Consider the following 18,779-nt stretch of genomic DNA (forward strand, 5'->3'; position numbering starts at 1 on the left):
CGGTGAGGGCCCTCGACCGGCTGCGCTCCGTGCAGGCCCGCCTCGGTGCGGGCCTGCACGAGTTCTACGTGGCGCCCTACCGGCGCACCTTCGCCCGCGCCCAGCGCGACGAGGAGGACCTGTTCATGATGCTGGTCCTCTCCGAGGCCCTGGGCGTGCCCAACCCCGCCAGCTACTACACCGTGGAGCTGCTGCCCGTGGTCTACGACCGGTTCCACGACTGGCACCGGCGGATGGGCATGGAGCGCTCGCCCCTGGAGCACATCTCATGCTGCTAGAGCTCGCCGCCGCCCGCCGGGTCCTGTTCGTGGGCGGCAAGGGCGGCGTCGGCAAGACCGCCGTCGCCTCCGCCACCGCCCTCGCCCAGGCCCGCGCCGGCCGCCGGGTGCTCGTCGTCTCGACCGACCCCGCCCACAACCTCGGGCACCTGTGGGAGCGCCCGGTGGGTGACCGGATCACCCCGCTGGCCCGCGATCTCGGCGGCGGCGCCCTCGACGGCATCGAGGTGGACCCGGTCGCCACGACCGACGCCCACCTCGCCGCCGTGGGCGCCACCATCCGCCGGCTGATGCCCGAGCACCTCGCCGCCGAGGTCGACAAGCACATGGAGCTCGCCCGGGACTCGCCCGGCACCCACGAGTCGGCGGTGCTCGAGCGGATCGCGGAGCTCGTGGACACGGGCCTGGACGACTACGACCTCATCGTCTTCGACACCGCACCCTCCGGGCACACCGCCCGGCTCATGGCCCTGCCCGAGATCATGTCCGCCTGGACCGAGGGGCTGCTGCGGCGCCGCGGGAGGGCGGAGAAGTTCGGGGCCGCCCTGCGCGGCCTCGAGGACCGGGACGCCGCGAGCGAGAGCATCGTGGGCACCGGCCGGCCCCGGGACCCCCGCGAGGAGCGGGACCTCGAGATCCGGCGGATCCTGCTGCGCCGCCGCGAGCGCTTCGAGGCCCTGCGCGAGGTGCTGGTGGACGCCGAGCGCTGCAGCTTCGTCATCGTCCTCGCGGCCGAACGGCTGCCCGTCCTCGAGACCGCGGAGCTGCACGAGCAGCTGGTCCGCGCCGGCGTGCACGTGGGGGCCCTCGTGGTCAACAAGCGCTCCCCGGCGGACGCCGGGGACTTCCTCGCCGAGCGCCGCGCGCTGGAGGAGGTGCACGTCGCCACCCTGCGCGGCGCCCTCCCGGGCGTCCCGCTGCTGCAGGTCCCACTGCTGCCGGGGGACGTCGTGGGCCAGGAGGCGCTCGAGCGGTTCGGGGACGCGCTCGCCCAGGCTGATCTCAGGGCCACGTGACACGCTGACGCGCATGACCTCCACCGCGGACCGTCCGGACACCGGGCGACGACGACGGGCCCCCGCCGACCTCGGCCCCTGGATCCTCGCGGGCGTCGCCGCGACCGCGCTCGCCGTGGGCCTGGCCGAGCTGCTCGCCTGGGTGACCGGGCCGGTCGGCGCGCCCCTCACGGCGGTGGGCGGGGTGATCGTGGACGCGGTCCCGGCGCCGGTCAAGGACGCGGCGATCGCCCTGTTCGGCACCGCGGACAAGCTCGTGCTGCTGCTCGTCATGGCCGCCGGACTCGTGGCGGTCGGCACGGGCATCGGGGCGGCCCAGCGCGCCAACCCGCCGATGGGCACGGTGCTGCTCGGCGTGCTGGGGCTCCTCGGGCTGCTGGCGGTGCTGACGCGGGCGGGGCCGACCGTGGCGGACACGGTCCCCGTCGTCGTCGGCACGGGGGCAGGGGCACTCTTCCTGACGGTGCTCACCCGCCGCACCGCTCCGTCCGCACAGCCCGGCGCCGCCCTCGACCGCCGCGGCTTCGTCCGGGTCTCCGCGTCCGCCGCCGTGCTGGGCGCCGCCGCCGGTGTCGCAGGACGCTGGGCGGCCGCGGCCGCGGCCCGGGCGCCCGCCGCCCGGGACCTGCTGCGGATCCCCGCCCCCGCCGTGCGGGACCCGGTCCCCGCCGGGGCCGACCTCGGCGTGGCGGACGTGGAGCCCTGGCTCACGCCCGCCGACGACTTCTACCGCATCGACACGGCCCTGTCCGTGCCGCGCATCGACGTGGACGCGTGGGAGCTGCGCCTCCACGGCATGGTGGAGCGCGAGCTGACGCTGCGCTTCGACGACCTCACGGCCCGGCCGCTCCTCGAGCGGATCGTGACGCTGGCGTGCGTGTCCAACCCCGTGGGCGGCGACCTCGTGGGCAACGCGGTGTGGACCGGCGTGCCGATCCGGGACCTGCTCGCCGAGGCCGGGCCCTCCGCCGAGGCGGACATGGTGCTCTCGACCTCCGAGGACGGGTTCACGGCGAGCACCCCGCTCGAGGCCCTGACCGACCCCGGCCGGGACTCCCTGCTCGCGGTGACCATGAACGGGGAGCCGCTGCCGTTCGAGCACGGGTACCCCGTGCGGATGGTCGTGCCGGGGCTCTACGGCTACGTCTCGGCGACCAAGTGGGTCGTGGACCTCGAGGTCACCCGCTTCGACCGGGCGGAGGCGTACTGGACCTCGCGCGGCTGGACGGCCCGGGGACCGATCAAGATGTCCTCCCGCATCGAGGTGCCGGCCGAGGGCGGGCGCACGGAGGCCGGGCCCGCGGTCCTCGCCGGCACGGCCTGGGCCCAGCACACCGGGATCGCCGCCGTGCAGGTCAGCGTGGACGGGGGGCCGTGGCAGGACGCCGAGCTGGGCTCCGTGGGCACGGACGACACCTGGCGGCAGTGGGTCCTGCGCGCCGACCTCCCGGGCGGCCGGCACACCGCGCGGGTGCGGGCCGTGGACCGGGACGGGACCGTCCAGACCGCCGAGCAGGCCCCGCCCGCCCCGGACGGCGCCTCCGGGTGGCACGAGCGGACCTTCACCGTGGCCTGACCGGCCCGTCCTGCGCTCCCTCCGCGCCGACCGCCGGGTCAGGGGCGGTGGTCGGAGGCCGGGGCCGGGCCGGTGGAGGAGCGGGCGACGAAGTGGGCCGGGAAGAGCTCGTTCGACGGTTCGCGGCTCCCTCCGGCCAGGTGCTCGAGGAGCCGCTCCACAGCGCGGGTGCCCTGCTGCCGGGCGTGCTGGTCCAGGGTCGTCAGGCCGAAGGCCTCCCCGATGGGGTGGGCGTCGACGCCGATGACGGACAGGTCCCCGGGCACGGTGAGCCCGAGGTCCCGCGCCGCCAGGATCGTCCCGGCCGCCATCTCGTCGGACGAGGCGAAGATGGCGGTCGGGCGGTCGGCGGGGTCCGCCAGGAGATTCTTGGCCTGCTGGTACGCGTCGGTGAACGTGTAGTCCGCGACGAGCGACCACGCGGGTTCCACGGCCAGCCCGGCGTCCGCCATCGCCTGCTCCCAGCCGTCCCGGCGGTCGCTGGACATGGGGAAGTAGCGCCTGCCCTCCTCGGCCCCGCCGAGGTGCGCGATCCGCCGGTGGCCCAGCCCGATGAGGTGCTGCGTCGCGCGGCGCCCGACGTCGAGGTCGTCGATGCTGATGGTGGGCGCCCCCACCAGCGGGCCCCCGACCCCGACGAGGGGGATGCCGGCGGCGAACATCTGCTCCGTCTCCGCCGGGTCCAGGTGCAGGGACACCGCCACGGCCGCGTCCAGGCGCTTGCGCAGCAGGAAGTCGGTCAGCACGGTCTCCCGGTAGCGGTCCCCCTCGAAGTTGTAGAGGGTCAGGTCGTACCCGGCCTCCATGAGCGCGCCGGCCACTCCTTCGAGGACGGTGGAGAAGTACCACCGGTCGACGTGGGGGAGGACCACCCCGATGTTGCGGCTCCGGCCGCTCGCCAGGCTCGAGGCGTGGTAGGACACGACGAAGCCCAGCTCCTGCGCCGCCTCGCGGACCCGGGCCCGGGCGCGGGGCGAGACGTGCCCCTTGCCGCTGAGCGCGCGGGAGACGGTCGCGGTGGACACGCCCGCCCGCGCGGCGACGTCCTGGAGCCGGGGTGGGTTCATCGTCCGGTCGTGCCGGGGTCCTCCGTCTGCAGCCATGCGCACTCCTCCGGGTCCAGGATATGCGGCGCGGAGGCCGGGGACCCGCTGCGGAGCAGGACCGGCAGGTCCGGCAGCTCGACCGGGGCGGAGCCCGTGTTCAGCAGCACCAGGACGCCGTTGTTGACGAGCCCGAGACAGTCCGGGCCCGTGAGGTCCTCCGCCCACGCGAGCGAGCCCGAGCCGAGCCCGTGCTCGCGCCGCAGCGCCAGCGCGGAGCGGTAGAGGGACAGCGTGGACGCCGGGTCGTGGCGCTGCGCCTCGCGCGAGAGCTCCGCCCAGCCCTGGGGCTGCGGGAGCCAGGCCTCGCCCGTGGCGCTGTAGCCCAGGGACGCCCCGGTGCTGGTCCAGGGCAGCGGCACCCGGCAGCCGTCACGGCCGAGCCGGCTCCCGCCGGTCCGGTGGTAGGTCGGGTCCTGGCGGACGTCGTGGGGGAGGGTCGTGTGGTCCGGCAGGCCCAGCTCCTCCCCCTGGTACAGGTACACGCCGCCCGGCAGGCCGAGCATGAGCAGGGACGCGGCACGTGCCCGCCGCGTGCCCAGCACGTGGTCCGGCTGCTCGTCCTCGGGCCCGCGGCCGTCACCCGGGCGCGGGGAGTCCGCGGTCAGCGCCAGGCGGGTCGGGTGCCGCACGACGTCGTGGTTGGACAGCACCCAGGTGGTGGGGGCCCCGACCGCGTCGAACGCCTCGAGGGAGGAGGTGATGATCCGGCGCAGCTCCGCGGCGTCCCACGGCGCCGCCAGGTAGGAGAAGTTGAACGTCTGGTGCATCTGGTCGGGGCGCACCCAGTCGGCCAGGCGGTCCAGCGGGTCCACGCTCGCCTCGGCGCAGAGGATCCGCTCGCCGTCGTACTCCGCGAGCACCTCGCGCCAGCGCCGGTAGATGTCGTGGATCTGCGGCTGCCCGAACATCGGGGCGTCGGTGAACGGGTAGCCCGGGATGCTCCCCCCGTCGGCCCGCCCGTCCCAGTCCGGGAGGCCCTCCGCCTTGATGAGCGCGTGCGCCACGTCCACCCGGAAGCCGGCGACGCCGCGGTCGAGCCAGAAGCACAGCACCCGCTCGAACTCCTGGCGGACCAGCTCGTTGTCCCAGTTGAAGTCGGGCTGCGACGAGTCGAACAGGTGGAGGTACCACTGGCCGGGCTGCCCGTCGGACTCGGTCACCCGGGTCCAGGCCGGGCCCCCGAAGTGGGACTGCCAGTTGTTAGGGGGCAGCTGCCCGGACGCGCCGCGGCCGTCCCGGAAGACGAACAGGTCGCGCTCCGGGGCGCCGGGACCCGCCGCGAGGGCCTGCCGGAACAGGACGTGCTCCTGCGAGCAGTGGTTGGGCACGAGGTCGATGATCACCCGGATCGACAGGGCGTCCGCGGCCGAGACCAGTGCGTCGAAGTCCGCGAGGGTGCCGAAGGAGGGGTCGACGTCGCAGTAGTCGCTCACGTCGTAGCCGCCGTCGAGCTGCGGGGAGGGGTAGAAGGGGGAGAGCCAGATCGCGTCGATGTCCAGCTCCGCCAGCTGTCCCAGCTCGGCGGTGATGCCGGCGAGGTCGCCGACACCGTCCCCGTCGAGGTCCCGGAACGAGCGGGGATACACCTGGTAGATCACCGAGGAGCGCCACCACTTCGGCTCCTGGTCGCGGTCGTGGACGGGTGTGAGGCGCAGGGACTGCAGCGCACCGTAGGTCGTGGACATGCGGTCCATCGTAGAGCGGATCCCCACGGACTGGAAGCGCTATCACATCGAGTGCATTGGCAAGGCGGGTGCTGTATCGGATGTGGACAGCCGTGGTGGTAACGCTTACAGTAGTGAGCCAACTCACCTCCCGGGTGAAGCCCCCGGCGGCAGCAGCCCCACCGACCCGCACCACCCCCGCAGACCGACGGCCGTCGCGACCGCGCGACCACGGAAGACATCGAGGAACCCCACCATGAAACACCTCCACCGGGCGGCCTGCGCCGTCGGTGCCGTGCTCCTGCTCGCGGGGTGCTCGTCGGCGCCCACGGCCGGGGTCGCCGGCCTGGCCGGCGGGCCGGGCAGCATCAAGATCCAGGCGGGATCCGACGAGATCCCCGCCCTCCAGCAGATCGCCGAGGAATTCACCGCCGACACCGGGGTGGAGGTGGAGTTCGTCCAGCGGGAGATCAACGCGCAGGCGATCTCCAACTTCATCTCCCAGTCGCCCACGGGGCAGGCCCCCGACATCATCGTCTCGCCGCACGACAACCTCGGGCAGCTGGCGTCCAACGGCGTCGTCGTCCCCGTGGAGATGGGGGACCGGGCGGAGGACTTCACCGAGAACGCCCGGGAGGCCGTCGTCTACAACGGGGTGAGCTACGGGGTGCCGTACGCGATCGAGAACGTGGCGATGCTGCGCAACAACGAGCTCGCTGCCCAGGACCCCGCCACGTTCGACGAGCTGCGGGCGATCGGTCACCGGCTCATGGAGGAGCGGGGCATCGAGTACCCCTTCACGGTGAGCCAGTCGCCCGAGGCCGGCGACCCGTACCATCTCTACGCCCTGCAGACCTCGTTCGGGGCCGAGGTGTTCGAGCGCACCGCGGAGGGGGAGTACACCGGCAACCTCACCATGGGGGGCGAGGACGGCAACGAGTTCGCCCGCTACCTGCAGGAGCTCGGAGCCTCCGGGGACCTGCGCACCTCCATGACCCCGGACATCGCCAAGGAGTCCTTCCTCAACGGCGAGTCCGCCTTCCACCTGGGCGGCCCGTGGGAGCTGACCGATGTCGAGGCCGCCGGGATGGACGTGAGCGTCCTGCCCGTGCCCCCGGCCGGGGACGAGGAGGCCCGCCCGTTCGTGGGCGTCCAGGCGTTCTTCGTCAACGCCAACGCGCAGAACCCGATGGCGGCCCAGGACTTCGCCGCCAACTACCTCACCCGCCCCGAGGCGCAGACGGCCATGTACGAGAGCACGGGCCGGCCCCCCGCCAGCCAGGTGGCCGTCGACCGCATGCAGGGCGACCCGCTGCGCTCCGCCTACGCGGAGATCGCCGAGACGGGTCTGCCCATGCCGGCCATCCCCGAAATGGGCGCGGTGTGGAGCTTCTGGGGCACGACGCAGAACGCCGTCGTGGACGGCCGCGGGGACCCCGTGGAGCTGTGGAACCGCATGATCGACAATATCGAAGGACAGATCTGATGAGCACGCGCACCCCCATCCGGGGCGGGACCGCCGCCCCCGGAGCGACCGGCGGGGGCGCCGGCCTCGGCGCCCCCCTCGAGCTCCAGCACGCCCATTCCCGCGGATTCGGCGTGGGCTTCGTGGTCAAACTGGTCCTGATGGCGCTGATCAACGCGTTCGGCCTCTTCGGCATCCTGGCGGCCTGGGCCGCCGGCAGCTGGGGCATCCTGGCCTTCCTCGTCGTCGCCCTGATCGCAGCCGATCTCGTGTACTTCCTGCCGACCAGGAAGCTGCTGCCCGCGAAGTACCTGTTCCCCGGGCTGATCTTCCTGCTGGTGTTCCAGATCTTCGTGCTGATCTACACCGCCGCCACGGCGTTCACGAACTACGGCGACGGCCACAACGCCACGAAGGACGCGGCGATCACGCAGCTCACCACCACGTACGAGCAGAGGATCGAGGGCTCCGGGGCCTACCCGGTCACGGTGCTCGAGGGCGCCGACGGCCTGGCCCTGGCCACGGTGCGCGACGGCCAGGTGCTCGTGGGCACCACCGGCGAGCCGCTCGCGCCGCTCGAGGGGGCGACCGCCGCCGACGGGCGCGTCGCTGAGGCGCCCGGCTACGAGATCCTCGACTACGGGGGCGTCGTGGCGGCCGCCGGCGAGCTGGCGGACCTGCGGGTGCCCGTGGGCGAGCAGGAGGCCGAGGGCGTGCTGCGCACCGACGACGGCCGGACGGCCTACGCCTACGAGCCCACGCTCGTGCACGACGAGGCGGCCGACGCCATGGTCGCCGACGACGGCACCGTGTACGCGAACAACGGCGAGGGCGCGTTCGTCAGCGCCGACGGCGAGGCCCTGCGACCGGGCTGGCGGGTCTTCGTGGGCCTGGACAACTTCGGGGCGATCTTCGACCCGGAGGTCCTGGGCGGCCCGTTCGTCTCCGTGACCCTGTGGACCTTCGCCTTCGCGATCCTCTCGGTGGCGCTGACCTTCTTCCTGGGGCTGCTCCTGGCGATCCTGTTCAACGACGAGAAGCTGAGGTTCCGCAACGTCTACCGGGCCGTCATCTTCCTGCCGTACGCCTTCCCCGCCTTCCTGTCCATCCTGATCTGGGCCGGTCTGCTCAACGCGGACTTCGGCTTCGTCAACCAGGTCCTGCTGGGCGGCGCCGGGGTGCCCTGGCTCGAGAACCCCTGGCTGGCCAAGCTCTCGCTGCTGCTGGTCAACCTCTGGCTGGGCTTCCCGTACATGTTCCTCGTGACCACCGGCGCCCTGCAGGCCATCCCGGGAGAGCTCTACGAGTCGGCCGAGATGGACGGTGCGGGGCCGGTGCGCCAGTTCGGGGCGATCACCCTGCCCATGCTCATGGTGGCCGTGGGCCCGCTGCTCATCGCGTCCTTCGCCATGAACTTCAACAACTTCAACGTGATCTACCTGCTCACCGGCGGCGGTCCCCAGGACCTGGAGTCCACCACCGGGGTGGGCGCCACGGACATCCTCATCTCGTTCGTCTACAAGATCGCGTTCGCCGGCGGCACCAACGACTACGGTCTGGCCTCCGCCCTGTCCATCCTCATCTTCATCATGGTGGCCGTCATCTCCGCGCTGACGTTCCGCCGCAGCAAGGCTCTCGAGGAGATCAGCTGACATGTCCACTCCCACCGCACCCACCCCGGGCGACCGCCCCGGCCCCGACGGCACGGACCGCGCCCCCTGGGCCGCCGCCGCGGCCGCGCCGTCCGCCGGAACCCCGACCACCCTCCAGCCGACGGACACGCTGCGGCCTCCCGGCGCCGCACCCGGGGCTCCCCGGCCCCGCCGGCGCCGCCGCTCCGCCCGCGGCGGGTGGAAGCACCTCGCCGCGATTGCCGCGTGCGTCTTCGCCCTCTTCCCGCTGGTCTACGCCTTCTCGGCCTCGCTGTCCGCCTCGGGCTCCCTGCTCGGGTCCAACCAGCTGTTCTCGGACGTCACCGGCGCCAACTACACCAACCTGCTCAACGACCCGCAGAACCCCTACCTGACCTGGTTCGGGAACTCGCTGTTCGTCTCGGTCACCACGGCCGTGGGCACCGTGCTCATGGGTGCGGCCGCCGCCTACGCGTTCTCCCGGTTCCGCTTCCGCTCCCGCAAGGGCGGGCTGCTGGCACTGCTGGTCATCCAGATGTTCCCGCAGTTGCTGGCGTTCGTGGCGATCTTCCTGCTGCTGTTCGCGATCTCCGGGGTCTACCCGTTCATGGGCCTGAACTCCCGGCTGGGACTGGTGGCCGTCTACCTGGGCGGGGCGCTGGGCGCCAACACGTTCCTGATGTACGGCTTCTTCAACACCATCCCCAAGGACCTCGACGAGGCCGCGGAGATCGACGGCGCCTCGCACGCCCAGATCTACTGGACGATGATCCTGCCGCTGGTGACCCCCATCCTCGTGGTGGTCGGGATGCTGTCCTTCATCGCGTCCTTCTCGGACTTCCTGCTGGCCCAGATCGTGCTCCAGGACCCGGACAAGTACACGCTGGCCGTGGGGCTGTACCAGTTCGTCTCCGTGCAGTTCGGGGAGAACTGGGGCGTCTTCACCGCCGGGGCGATCCTGGCGGCGATCCCGGTGGTCGCGCTGTTCCTGTTCCTCCAGCGCTACATCGTCTCCGGGCTCACCGGCGGCGCCGTGAAGGGCTGACCACCCGCCCGCCACCTGCGCCGCACCCACCGGTCCGGCCCGGGGGACGGGCCCTGTCATGATGGGGCGGGACGGGCGACGGACAGAACGGGAGGTGGCACGCGGTGACGCTGGTGGACAACGTGGTGTACGTGGAGGGCCGGCGCACGTCGACCCCGGAGGACCTCGACGAGACCTACGCGGCGCTGCGCGGGCGCGGCGGGATGGCCTGGATCGGTCTCTACCGCCCCGAGCCGGCCGAGGTGCAGTCCGTGGCCGCGGAGTTCCGGCTGCACGACCTCGCGGTGGAGGACGCCCTGAAGGGCCACCAGCGCGCCAAGCTGGAGCGTTTCGGGGACACCCTCTTCGTGGTGCTGCGCCCGGCCCGCTACCTGGACGACGTGGAGAAGGTCGAGTTCGGGGAGCTGCACGTGTTCGTGGGCCGCGACTTCGTGGTCACGGTCCGCCACGCCGAGTCCCCTGACCTGGCCGCGGTCCGGCGCCGGCTGGAGGCCGCGCCGGAGCTGCTGGGCACGGGCCCGCAGGCGGTGCTGTACGGGATCCTGGACGAAGTGGTCGACGGCTACGCCCCCGTGGTCGCGGGACTCGAGAACGACATCGACGAGATCGAGGACGAGATCTTCGGCGCAGACCGGGACGTCTCCCGCCGCGTCTACGAGCTCTCCCGGGAGGTCATCGAGTTCCAGCGCGCCGTCCACCCGCTGGTGGCCATGCTGGAGGCCCTGCAGCACGGGGCGGAGAAGTACGGGCTCGACCTCGAGCTGCAGCAGCGGCTGCGGGACGTGCAGGACCACGCCATCCGGGTGGCCGAGCGCGCGGACGCGTTCCGGGTGCTCCTGCAGAACGCCCTCACGGTGCACGCGACCCTGGTGGGCCAGCGGCAGAACGACGAGATGCAGCGGCTCACCGAGTCGGCCCTGGCGCAGAGCGAGGAGGTCAAGCGGATCTCCTCCTGGGCCGCGATCCTCTTCGCCCCGACCCTGGTGGGCACGGTGTACGGGATGAACTTCGAGCACATGCCCGAGCTCGCGTGGACGCTGGGCTACCCGCTCGCGCTGCTGGCCATGCTGGGCATGGGGGTGGCCCTCTACGGGGTGTTCAAGTGGAAGCGGTGGCTCTGAGCGTCACCGGGCGACCTCCGCGGCGACCCTCCCGGCGACCTTCCCGGCGACCTTCCCGGTGGGCCCCTCAGATGCTGTTGCGCATCGCCCGGATCCCCACGGTCAGCCCCAGCGCGGCCAGCACGACCGCCGCGAGGGCCCCGGCGGCCACGGCCGGATCACCGAACTGGCCGTTGAACAGGGCCCGCTCGGCGTCGACCATGTAGGTGAGCGGGTTGAACCGCGAGAGCACCTGCATCCACCCCGGACCGGCCTCGAGCGGCAGGAGCATCCCGGAGAGCAGCATGAGCGGGAACAGCAGCCCCTGCTGCACGGTCCAGAACATCCAGTCCCGGTTCCGGGAGACGATGGCGAGGGCGTAGCTCAGCGCCCCGAGCCCCACCCCGAAGACCGCGAGGATCGCCAGGCCCACCACCATGCCGGGCAGGGACGGGCGGAAGCCGAAGAACGCGGCCACCCCGGAGAGCACCAGGGCCTGCAGGACCAGCGGCACCATCTCCTTGCACGCGCGCCCCACCATGAGCGCGGAGCGGGTCACCGGCGCCACGAGCATCCGCTCGTGCGCCCCGGACTGGATCTCGAACAGCAGGTTCGAGCCGGTCATCGCGGTGCCGAACAGCGCGATCATCACCACGATGCCCGGCACGAACCACTGGAACGCCTGGTCGAGGGGCCGCCCGGTCATCCCGCCCAGGAGCGGGCCGAAGAAGGCCAGGAACATCAGCGGCTGCATGAGCGAGAACACCAGGCTGAAGGGGTCCCGGACCACGGGCCGGAGCTCGCGGACGAAGACGCTGACGGAGTCGTGGACGATCCCTGCCGGGCGGGCCCGGTCGGTGCCGCCGGGGGACTCGCGGGTGGTCGGAACGGCGGTCATCGGGGTGCTCCCACGCTCGTGGCCTCGGCGGCCGGGTCGGTCTCGGACGCGTCGGCCCGCTCCTCGCGCAGGCTCCGGCCGGTGAGCCGGAGGAAGACGTCGTCGAGGGTCGGGCGGGTCAGCTCGGCGGTCCGCACGGCGTGGCCGGCCCGGTCGAGCTCGCGCAGCAGGGCGGGCAGCACGCGCTCGCCGTGCTCGACCGCGACGACCACGCGGGTGCCCTCCCCGGCGGGGACCGCCTCCGGCTCGGCGCCGCCGGCCCCCGCCGCGGCGGCCGCGCGCCGGACGGCCGCCGCGGCGGCGGGCGGGTCGGCGTCCAGGGTGAGGGCGATCCGGTCGCCGGCCAGGTCCGTCTTGAGCCGGGACGCGGTGTCGTCGGCGATGATCCGTCCCCGGTCCACGACCATGACCCGCTCGGCGAACTGGTCGGCCTCGTCGAGGTAGTGGGTGGTGAGGAACAGCGTGGTCCCGTAGCGGCGGCGCAGGTCGAGGATGTGCTCCCACAGGTGCGCACGGGACTGGGGGTCCAGCCCGGTCGTGGGCTCGTCGAGGAAGAGCAGCTGGGGGCCGGGGATCAGTCCCAGGGCGATGTCCACGCGGCGGCGCTGGCCGCCGGAGAGCTTCATCGTGGGCCGGCGGACGAGGTCGCCGAGGCCGAGCGCCTCCACGAGCTCGTCCACGCGGCGCCGCGTCTCCGCCCGGCTCAGCCCGTACAGGGCGCCCTGGCTGAGCAGCTCGTCGCGGACCCGCTGGTACTGCCCGGCCCCGTTCTTCTGCCCGATGTAGCCGATGCGGGCGCGCACCTCGGCCGGCTGCCGGGCGACGTCGAACCCGCACACGGTGGCGGTGCCGCCGGTGGGCCGCAGCAGCGTGGTGAGCATGCGCAGCGAGGTCGACTTGCCCGCGCCGTTGGGCCCGAGGAACGCGGTCAGCGTGCCGGGCGCCACGTCCATGGTCAGGTCGGCCACCGCTTCGACGGTCCGGCCGCCGGGCCCGCGGAAGCTCTTGCTCAGCCCGCGGGCGCTGATGATGGGTGGGGTGCTCATGGGTCCACGGTAGAGCGCATTCAGGCCACCAGCTGTCCGCAGGGGGGCGTAGATTGCGGGTCATGTCCGATCCGACGTCGCGGGTGCTCCGGCTGCTGTCCCTGCTGCAGACCCACCGCTACTGGTCCGGGCCCGAGCTCGCCGAGCGGCTGACGGTCTCCGAGCGGACGCTGCGCCGGGACATCGACCGGCTGCGCGAGCTCGGCTACGAGGTCACGGCCCGCCCCGGCACGGCGGGCGGGTACCAGCTCGCCGGCGGCACCAGCATCCCGCCGCTGCTGCTCGACGACGACGAGGCCGTGGCCATCGCCGTGGGGCTGCGCACCGCCGCGGTGCACGGCGTCGGCGACGGCGAGCAGACGTCGCTGAGCGCCCTGGCCAAGGTCCAGCAGGTGCTGCCGCGGCACCTGCGCCGCCGGGTCGCCGCGCTGCAGGCGCACACCGTCCCGGTGGCCCGCACGGACGCGCACGTGGCCACCGAGGTCCTCGCCCAGCTCGCCCTGGCCTGCCGCGACCACGAGCGGGTGCGCTTCCGCTACGTCGATCGGCAGGGCCGGGAGAGCGCCCGGCTGGTCGAGCCGCACTCCCTGGTCCCGCGGGACCGGTGGTGGTACCTCGTGGCCTGGGACGCCGACCGCGCCGACTGGCGCACGTTCCGCATCGACCGGCTGCGGAGGCTGGCGGGCACCGCCGTGCGCGTCGCGCCGCGGGAGCTGCCCGCCGCGGACGCCGCCGAGTTCGTCCTGGCCGCCCACGGCGCGGCCGCCGCGCGGCACGAGCTGACGGTGCGGATGACCGTGGGCCTGGACCGGGTCCGGGAGCACTTCGGGCCGTGGGCGGCCACGGCGGTGCAGGGTCCCGGCGGCACCGTCGACTGGACCGTCACCGGCGGCTCCGTCCCGGAGCTGCTGATGGCGCTGCCCTGGATCCCGGCGGACGTGCCGTGGCGGCTGCTGTGCTCGGACGAGGTGGCCGAGGCCGTGCGCGGGTTCCGGGACCGCCTCGGCGACGCCCTGGACGGCCCGTCGCCCCCTGACTCCAGCGGGCCGGGGGCGGAGGCGGGGGAACCCAGCCCTTAGAGTCGTGGACGTGACCGTCCAGACCACCGCCCTCGACCCCGCGCGGGTCCGGCGCGCCCGGATCGCGGTGTCCGCGTTCTTCCTCACCAACGGCGCCCTCTACGCCAACCTGCTGCCGCGCCTGCCGGAGGTCAAGGACGCGTTCGGGCTCTCCAACACCCTCTACGGCCTGCTGGTCGTGGCGTTCCCGCTCGGGGCGATCCTCGTGGGCGCCCTCCCCGCCCGGGCGATCCGCCGCTTCGGCTCCGGCCGGGTGGCGGCCCTGGGCACCGTCCTGCTCTCCGTGTGCCTCGCGGCCGCCGGGGCCGGGGCGGGCCTGGGCGCCGGCACGGGGCTGGGCGCGGGGGTGTTCCTCGCGGCGATGTTCCTGGGCGGCGCCCTGGACGCCCACGTGGACACCGCGCAGAACGCCCAGGGGATGGAGGTCCAGCGCGCCCGCGGCCGCTCGATCATCAACTCCCTGCACGCCCTGTGGAGCCTGGGCGCCGTGGTCGGCGGGCTCATGGGCACCGCGGCGCTCGCCCTCGGCGTGCCCCTGGGGTGGCACCTGCCGGCGAGCGGGCTCGTGTGGAGCGCGGTCGCCCTCGTGGCGCTGCGCGCCGCGCTGAGCCCGGCCGAGGGGCAGGAGCTGCGCACGGTCAGCTCGGACGACCCGCCGCCGGAGGATCCGCTTCCGGACGGCACGACGACGACGGGCCCGGGCACCACCGGCTCCCGGCCGGACCCCGGCTCCGGGCCCGCCGGGACGGGGCGGCGGTCGGCGGGGCGCATCGTCGTCGTCAGCCTCCTGCCCGTGGCCGTGATCGCGATGGCCGGGGTGATGGTCGAGGACGCCGGGCAGAACTGGTCGGCCGTGTACCTGAACGCCGAGCTGGGCGCCCCACTGGCCACCGCGGGGCTCGGGCTCGTGGCGCTCATGGCGGCGCAGTTCGTGGGCCGGATGCTCGGCGACCCCATGACCGACCGCTGGGGCCGGGCCGCGGTGGTCCGCGCCGGGGCCGCCCTGAGCGCGACCGGGATGCTGCTCGTGGTCCTCGCCCCGGCGCCGGGCCCGGCCGTCGCGGGCTTCGCGCTGGCCGGCTTCGGCTGCGCCACGCTCGTGCCCGCGGCCTTCCACGCCGCCGACGACATCCCCGGGCTGCGGACCGGGACGGGCCTGGCCCTGGTCAGCTGGCTGATGCGGATCAGCTTCCTCGGCCTGTCCCCGGCCGTCGGGGTGCTCTCCGACGCCGTGGGGCTGCGGGCGGCGCTGCTCGTGGTCCCGGTCTTCGCGCTCGTCGCGGCCCTGATGGCCGGCGTCCTGCGGGAGCGCCGGACCCCCTGACCTGGGGCCCCACGCCCACCTTGCCCTGAGCGTCGAGTCCCCCGTGTGGTCGCAGTTCCCCCCGATCGAGCGGGGGGAACTGCGACCACACGGGGGACTCGACGGGGTCGGCGGGTAGGGAGCAGGGCAGGGCAGGGAAGTGTGTCAGCCGTTCCACTGGGTCAGCTGCGCGAAGACCAGGAACAGCGCGCTCAGCACCACCCAGATGCCGAACAGCGGGAGGAAGAACCGGACCCACTTCTCCCACCGCACGCCGCCGATCGCGAGGGCGGCCATGAAGTACCCGGAGGTGGGGTAGAGGATGTTGGACGGGCCGTCGCCCAGCTGGTAGGCGAGCACGGACGTCTGGCGGGTGACACCGACCAGGTCGGCCAGCGGCGCCATGATCGGCATGGTCACCACGGCCTGGCCGCTGCCCGAGGGGACCACGAAGTTGAAGAGGGTCTGCACCGCGAACATGCCCAGCGCCGCGAGCGCGGCGGGCAGCGCGTCCACGGCGTTGCCGAGGGCGTGGACGACGGTGTCCAGGATGTTGCCGTCCTCCAGCACCACGGCGACGGAGCGGGCGACGCCCACGATGATCGCGCCCTCGAGCACGTCCCGCATGCCCTCGGTGAAGGCGGCGCAGACCTCGTTGACGGACAGGCCCGCCACGAGCCCGACGACGACCGACAGGACGATGAACATCCCGGCCATCTCGAGGAAGAACCAGCCCTGGGTGAGCACGCCCCACACCAGCACGCCGACGATCGGCGCGGCGGTGAGCAGCGCGGCGCCCTGGCGCCGGGCGAGGACGAGGGGCTCGCCGGAGTGCCCGTCGGCGTAGAGGCGGCGCTTCTCCGCCTCGGCCGGCTCGTCGTGCAGCAGGCCCCGCTCCGGGGAGCGGCTGATCCTCCGGGCGTAGCGCATGACGTACACGGAGCCGGTGACGACCAGGGCCAGGAGCGCGAGGAGACGGAGACCGAGTCCGGAGAAGGGCTCCAGGCCCGCGATCTGCTGGCCCAGCCCCGTGTTGATGGGGTTGAGGACGCCCGCCGTGAAGCCGGCGGTGGTGCCCACGAGGGCGACGGCGACGGCGGTCAGGGAGTCGTAGCCGAGGGCGATCATGACCGGCAGGATCACCGGGATGTAGACGAGGGCGAGCTCCTGGGTGCCGATCAGCGAGGCGATCACGGCGAAGGCGGTGATGAGCACGGGGATCAGCAGCGTCCGCCGGGACGCGAAGCGCCGGCTGGTGCGGTCGAGGGCGGCCTCGATGATGCCCGTGCGCCGGAGCACCATGAACGTCCCGCCGATGACGAACGTGAAGAACACGACCTCCGAGGCGTCGACGAGCCCCCGCGGGATCGCGGTGACGAAGTCGACGAGGGAGGTCGGCGAGGACTCGACGGCGCCGTAGCTGGACGGGTCGATCATCTCGCGGTCGTCCGGTCCGAGGACGCGTTCGTACCGGCTGGCCGGCACGAGGTAGGTGGCCAGGGCGGCGAGTCCGGACAGGACGAAGAGCACCACGTACACGTGGGGCATCCGGAACCGCGGGCGGTCGCCGGCCGGTCGCCGGTCGAGCGGGGTGGCTGTGGTGGCCATGGGAGTTCCTTCGGTGGCGCGGGAGGAGGGCGACAGCCACGGTATGGAACCCGCGTTTCATCGACGCCGCCACAAGATGTCGCAATCGTTTAATGCAATTCGGTTTGTGCTGGAACGATCGTTTCATCCGGGCGGGGCCCCCCGGTGGTTGCCCACCCGGGCTATCCTGGGGCGACCATGTTCCACCACTTCTTCCTCTGACGGGTTCCGGATCCCGCCGCGCGTCCGCCGCGGCGTTCCGTCGTCCTGCCCACCCGTCCCCTCGTCAGGAGCCCCGGCCGTCCGGCCGCGCGCGGCTCCGCACCCCGGAGGAATCATGTCCGCCGTTCCCGTCCACCGTCCCGCCGTGCCCGCGGGCGAGCACGCCCAGCTGACCGCCACCGGGATCCGCGTGGTCCGCGGGTCCCGCACCGTCCTGGACGGGCTCGACCTCACGATCACCCCCGCCACCCGCCTCGGCGTGGTGGGGGAGAACGGCCGCGGCAAGACCTCGTTGCTGGAGGTGCTCTCGGGCGCCCTCCTCCCGGACGCCGGCACCGTCCGCCGCACCGGCACGCTCGCCGTGGTCGACCAGGAGCTGCCCGTGCCGCCCGAGGGCACCGTGGGGGACCTCCTGGACCTCGAGCTCACCGCCGAGCACACCGCGGTGGCGCAGGTCGAGGCCGCAGCCCGCGCCCTCGCCGCGGACCGGCCGGGCGCCCCGGAGCAGTACGCACAGGCGCTGGCGGTCGCCCAGGCCCTCGACGCCTGGGACGCCGACCGGCGGGTGGACCTCGCCCTGCAGGCCCTGCACGCCGTGACCGACCGCTCCCGGGTGCTCGGCACCCTCTCGGTGGGCCAGCGCTACCGGGTGCGCCTGGCCTGCCTGCTCGGCACCGTCCACGACCTCCTGCTGCTGGACGAGCCCACCAACCACCTCGACGCCGCGGGGCTGGCCCACCTGGGGGCGGCGCTGCGCGAGTTCCGCGGCGGCGTGGTCCTGGTCAGCCACGACCGGCGGCTGCTGGGCCAGGTCGTGGACACCGTCCTGGACCTGGACCCCAGCCGGGACGGCCGCCCGCGGTGGTACGGGGGCGGGGTGGCGGGCTGGCGCGCCGGCCGGACCGCCGAGCGCTCGCGGTGGATCCACGACCACCGGGAGCAGCAGGCCGAGCACGCCCGGCTGGCCGGGAACCTCCAGCGCGCCCGCTCCCGCCTGGTCGACGGATGGCGCCCGGACAAGGGCACCGGCAAGCACACCCGCGCCACCCGCGCCCCGGGGCTCGTCCGCTCGGTGCACCGCCGGCAGGAGGACCTCGAGCGGCACCGCGTGGACGTCCCCGAGCCCCCGCTGGAGCTGTCGGTGCCGGAGCTGCCGGCGCTGCCCGGCGTCGAGCTGGTGCGCGCCGAGGGCGTCGCGGTCACGGGCCGGCTGCTCCGGCCCGTCGACGTGCTGCTGGAGTCCGGGGACCGGCTGGTCGTCGCAGGCCCCAACGGGGCGGGCAAGTCCACCCTGCTGCAGGTGCTCGCCGGTGCGCTGGCTCCCGACGTGGGGCGGCGCACCGCAGCCCCCGGGGCGCGGATCGGCCACCTGCTGCAGGACGGGGTCCGGCACGGGGCGCGCTCGGCCCAGGAGGTCTACGAGCAGGAGCTCGTCCGGCTCGTGCTCGCGGACCGGCTGGCCGAGCACGAGGTGGCCCCCCTGGAGTCCCTGGGACTGCTGGCGGCGCGGGACCGCGGACGCCCCGTGGCGGAGCTGTCGGCCGGGCAGCGGCGGCGCCTCGAGCTGGCCGTGGTGCTGGCGTCCCGGCCGCACGTGCTGCTGCTGGACGAACCGACCAACCACCTCTCGATCGCCCTCGTGGACGAGCTCACCGAGGCCCTCGCCGCCACGGCCGCGGCCGTGGTGCTGACCACCCACGACCGGCAGCTCCTGCGGGACACGAAGGGCTGGCCGCGGCTGACGCTCTGACGGCCCCGCCGTG

15 protein-coding genes are annotated in these 18,779 nt (G+C 73.8%); 10 read left to right on the top strand and 5 right to left on the bottom strand.

Features of this window, described 5'->3' with window-relative positions; all coding sequences use genetic code 11:
• The first annotated feature begins 2 nt into the window (after nt 1–2).
• From CK505_RS03185 to CK505_RS03195, 3 genes are read left to right on the top strand one after another with little or no spacing between them, the layout of a single operon-like run.
• Complete coding sequence (locus CK505_RS03185; RefSeq protein ID WP_052132674.1) at nt 3–278, top strand: cory-CC-star protein; 276 nt, start codon at nt 3–5, stop codon at nt 276–278.
• Nucleotides 269–1,294 carry an ArsA family ATPase gene (locus CK505_RS03190; RefSeq protein ID WP_095650209.1) on the top strand — a complete coding sequence of 342 codons (1,026 nt, stop codon included), beginning with the start codon at nt 269–271 and terminating at the stop codon, nt 1,292–1,294. The genes CK505_RS03185 and CK505_RS03190 overlap by 10 nt, the downstream gene beginning before the upstream one ends.
• A gap of 13 nt (nt 1,295–1,307) precedes the next feature.
• Nucleotides 1,308–2,870: a molybdopterin-dependent oxidoreductase gene (locus CK505_RS03195; protein ID WP_095650210.1), complete on the top strand. Its 1,563-nt coding sequence runs from the start codon at nt 1,308–1,310 to the stop codon at nt 2,868–2,870.
• Nucleotides 2,871–2,908: 38 nt separating this feature from the next.
• Here CK505_RS03195 and CK505_RS03200 read toward each other — a convergent pair whose 3' ends face one another.
• Both CK505_RS03200 and CK505_RS03205 read right to left on the bottom strand, forming a co-directional pair.
• On the bottom strand, nt 2,909–3,973 hold the full coding sequence (locus CK505_RS03200; protein ID WP_232035203.1) for a LacI family DNA-binding transcriptional regulator: 1,065 nt from the start codon (nt 3,971–3,973) through the stop codon (nt 2,909–2,911).
• Nucleotides 3,934–5,661: a glycoside hydrolase family 13 protein gene (locus CK505_RS03205; protein WP_095650320.1), complete on the bottom strand. Its 1,728-nt coding sequence runs from the start codon at nt 5,659–5,661 to the stop codon at nt 3,934–3,936. The genes CK505_RS03200 and CK505_RS03205 overlap by 40 nt, the downstream gene beginning before the upstream one ends.
• 235 nt (nt 5,662–5,896) lie before the next feature.
• On the opposite strand from CK505_RS03205, the gene CK505_RS03210 reads away from it, so the two are divergent.
• From CK505_RS03210 to CK505_RS03225, 4 genes are all read left to right on the top strand, one after another.
• Nucleotides 5,897–7,126 carry a maltose ABC transporter substrate-binding protein gene (locus CK505_RS03210; RefSeq protein WP_095650211.1) on the top strand — a complete coding sequence of 410 codons (1,230 nt, stop codon included), beginning with the start codon at nt 5,897–5,899 and terminating at the stop codon, nt 7,124–7,126.
• The gene (locus CK505_RS03215) at nt 7,126–8,757 is read left to right on the top strand and encodes an ABC transporter permease subunit (protein WP_017833563.1); all 1,632 of its coding nucleotides are present in this window, start codon (nt 7,126–7,128) and stop codon (nt 8,755–8,757) included. The genes CK505_RS03210 and CK505_RS03215 overlap by 1 nt, the downstream gene beginning before the upstream one ends.
• Before the next feature lies 1 nt (nt 8,758).
• Nucleotides 8,759–9,781, top strand: a complete 1,023-nt coding sequence (locus tag CK505_RS03220; protein WP_017833562.1) for a sugar ABC transporter permease — start codon at nt 8,759–8,761, stop codon at nt 9,779–9,781.
• Between the two features lie 104 nt (nt 9,782–9,885).
• Nucleotides 9,886–10,902, top strand: coding sequence for a magnesium and cobalt transport protein CorA (locus CK505_RS03225; protein ID WP_017833561.1), 1,017 nt, complete (start codon nt 9,886–9,888; stop codon nt 10,900–10,902).
• A 67-nt stretch (nt 10,903–10,969) separates the two neighbouring features.
• On the opposite strand, the gene CK505_RS03230 is transcribed toward CK505_RS03225, so the two are convergent.
• Nucleotides 10,970–11,779 (bottom strand): ABC transporter permease, encoded by an 810-nt coding sequence (locus tag CK505_RS03230; RefSeq protein ID WP_017833560.1) that lies wholly within the window; start codon nt 11,777–11,779, stop codon nt 10,970–10,972.
• Complete coding sequence (locus CK505_RS03235) at nt 11,776–12,825, bottom strand: ABC transporter ATP-binding protein (RefSeq protein WP_217987519.1); 1,050 nt, start codon at nt 12,823–12,825, stop codon at nt 11,776–11,778. Before CK505_RS03235 ends, CK505_RS03230 begins: the two co-directional genes overlap by 4 nt.
• Nucleotides 12,826–12,887: 62 nt before the next feature.
• Here CK505_RS03235 and CK505_RS03240 point away from each other — a divergent pair, with 62 nt between their 5' ends.
• Nucleotides 12,888–13,904 (top strand): YafY family protein, encoded by a 1,017-nt coding sequence (locus CK505_RS03240; RefSeq protein WP_217987520.1) that lies wholly within the window; start codon nt 12,888–12,890, stop codon nt 13,902–13,904.
• Nucleotides 13,905–13,914: 10 nt separating this feature from the next.
• Complete coding sequence (locus CK505_RS03245; RefSeq protein WP_369680085.1) at nt 13,915–15,228, top strand: MFS transporter; 1,314 nt, start codon at nt 13,915–13,917, stop codon at nt 15,226–15,228.
• Nucleotides 15,229–15,372: 144 nt separating this feature from the next.
• Here the strand turns inward: CK505_RS03245 and CK505_RS03250 are convergent, their stop codons facing one another.
• Nucleotides 15,373–16,815: a YfcC family protein gene (locus CK505_RS03250; RefSeq protein WP_217987521.1), complete on the bottom strand. Its 1,443-nt coding sequence runs from the start codon at nt 16,813–16,815 to the stop codon at nt 15,373–15,375.
• A 316-nt stretch (nt 16,816–17,131) separates the two neighbouring features.
• Here CK505_RS03250 and CK505_RS03255 point away from each other — a divergent pair, with 316 nt between their 5' ends.
• Complete coding sequence (locus tag CK505_RS03255; RefSeq protein ID WP_095650213.1) at nt 17,132–18,766, top strand: ATP-binding cassette domain-containing protein; 1,635 nt, start codon at nt 17,132–17,134, stop codon at nt 18,764–18,766.
• Nucleotides 18,767–18,779: the final 13 nt, after the last annotated feature.

It is taken from the genome of Kocuria sp. WN036, assembly GCF_002287015.1.
Classification (GTDB): domain Bacteria; phylum Actinomycetota; class Actinomycetes; order Actinomycetales; family Micrococcaceae; genus Kocuria; species Kocuria rosea.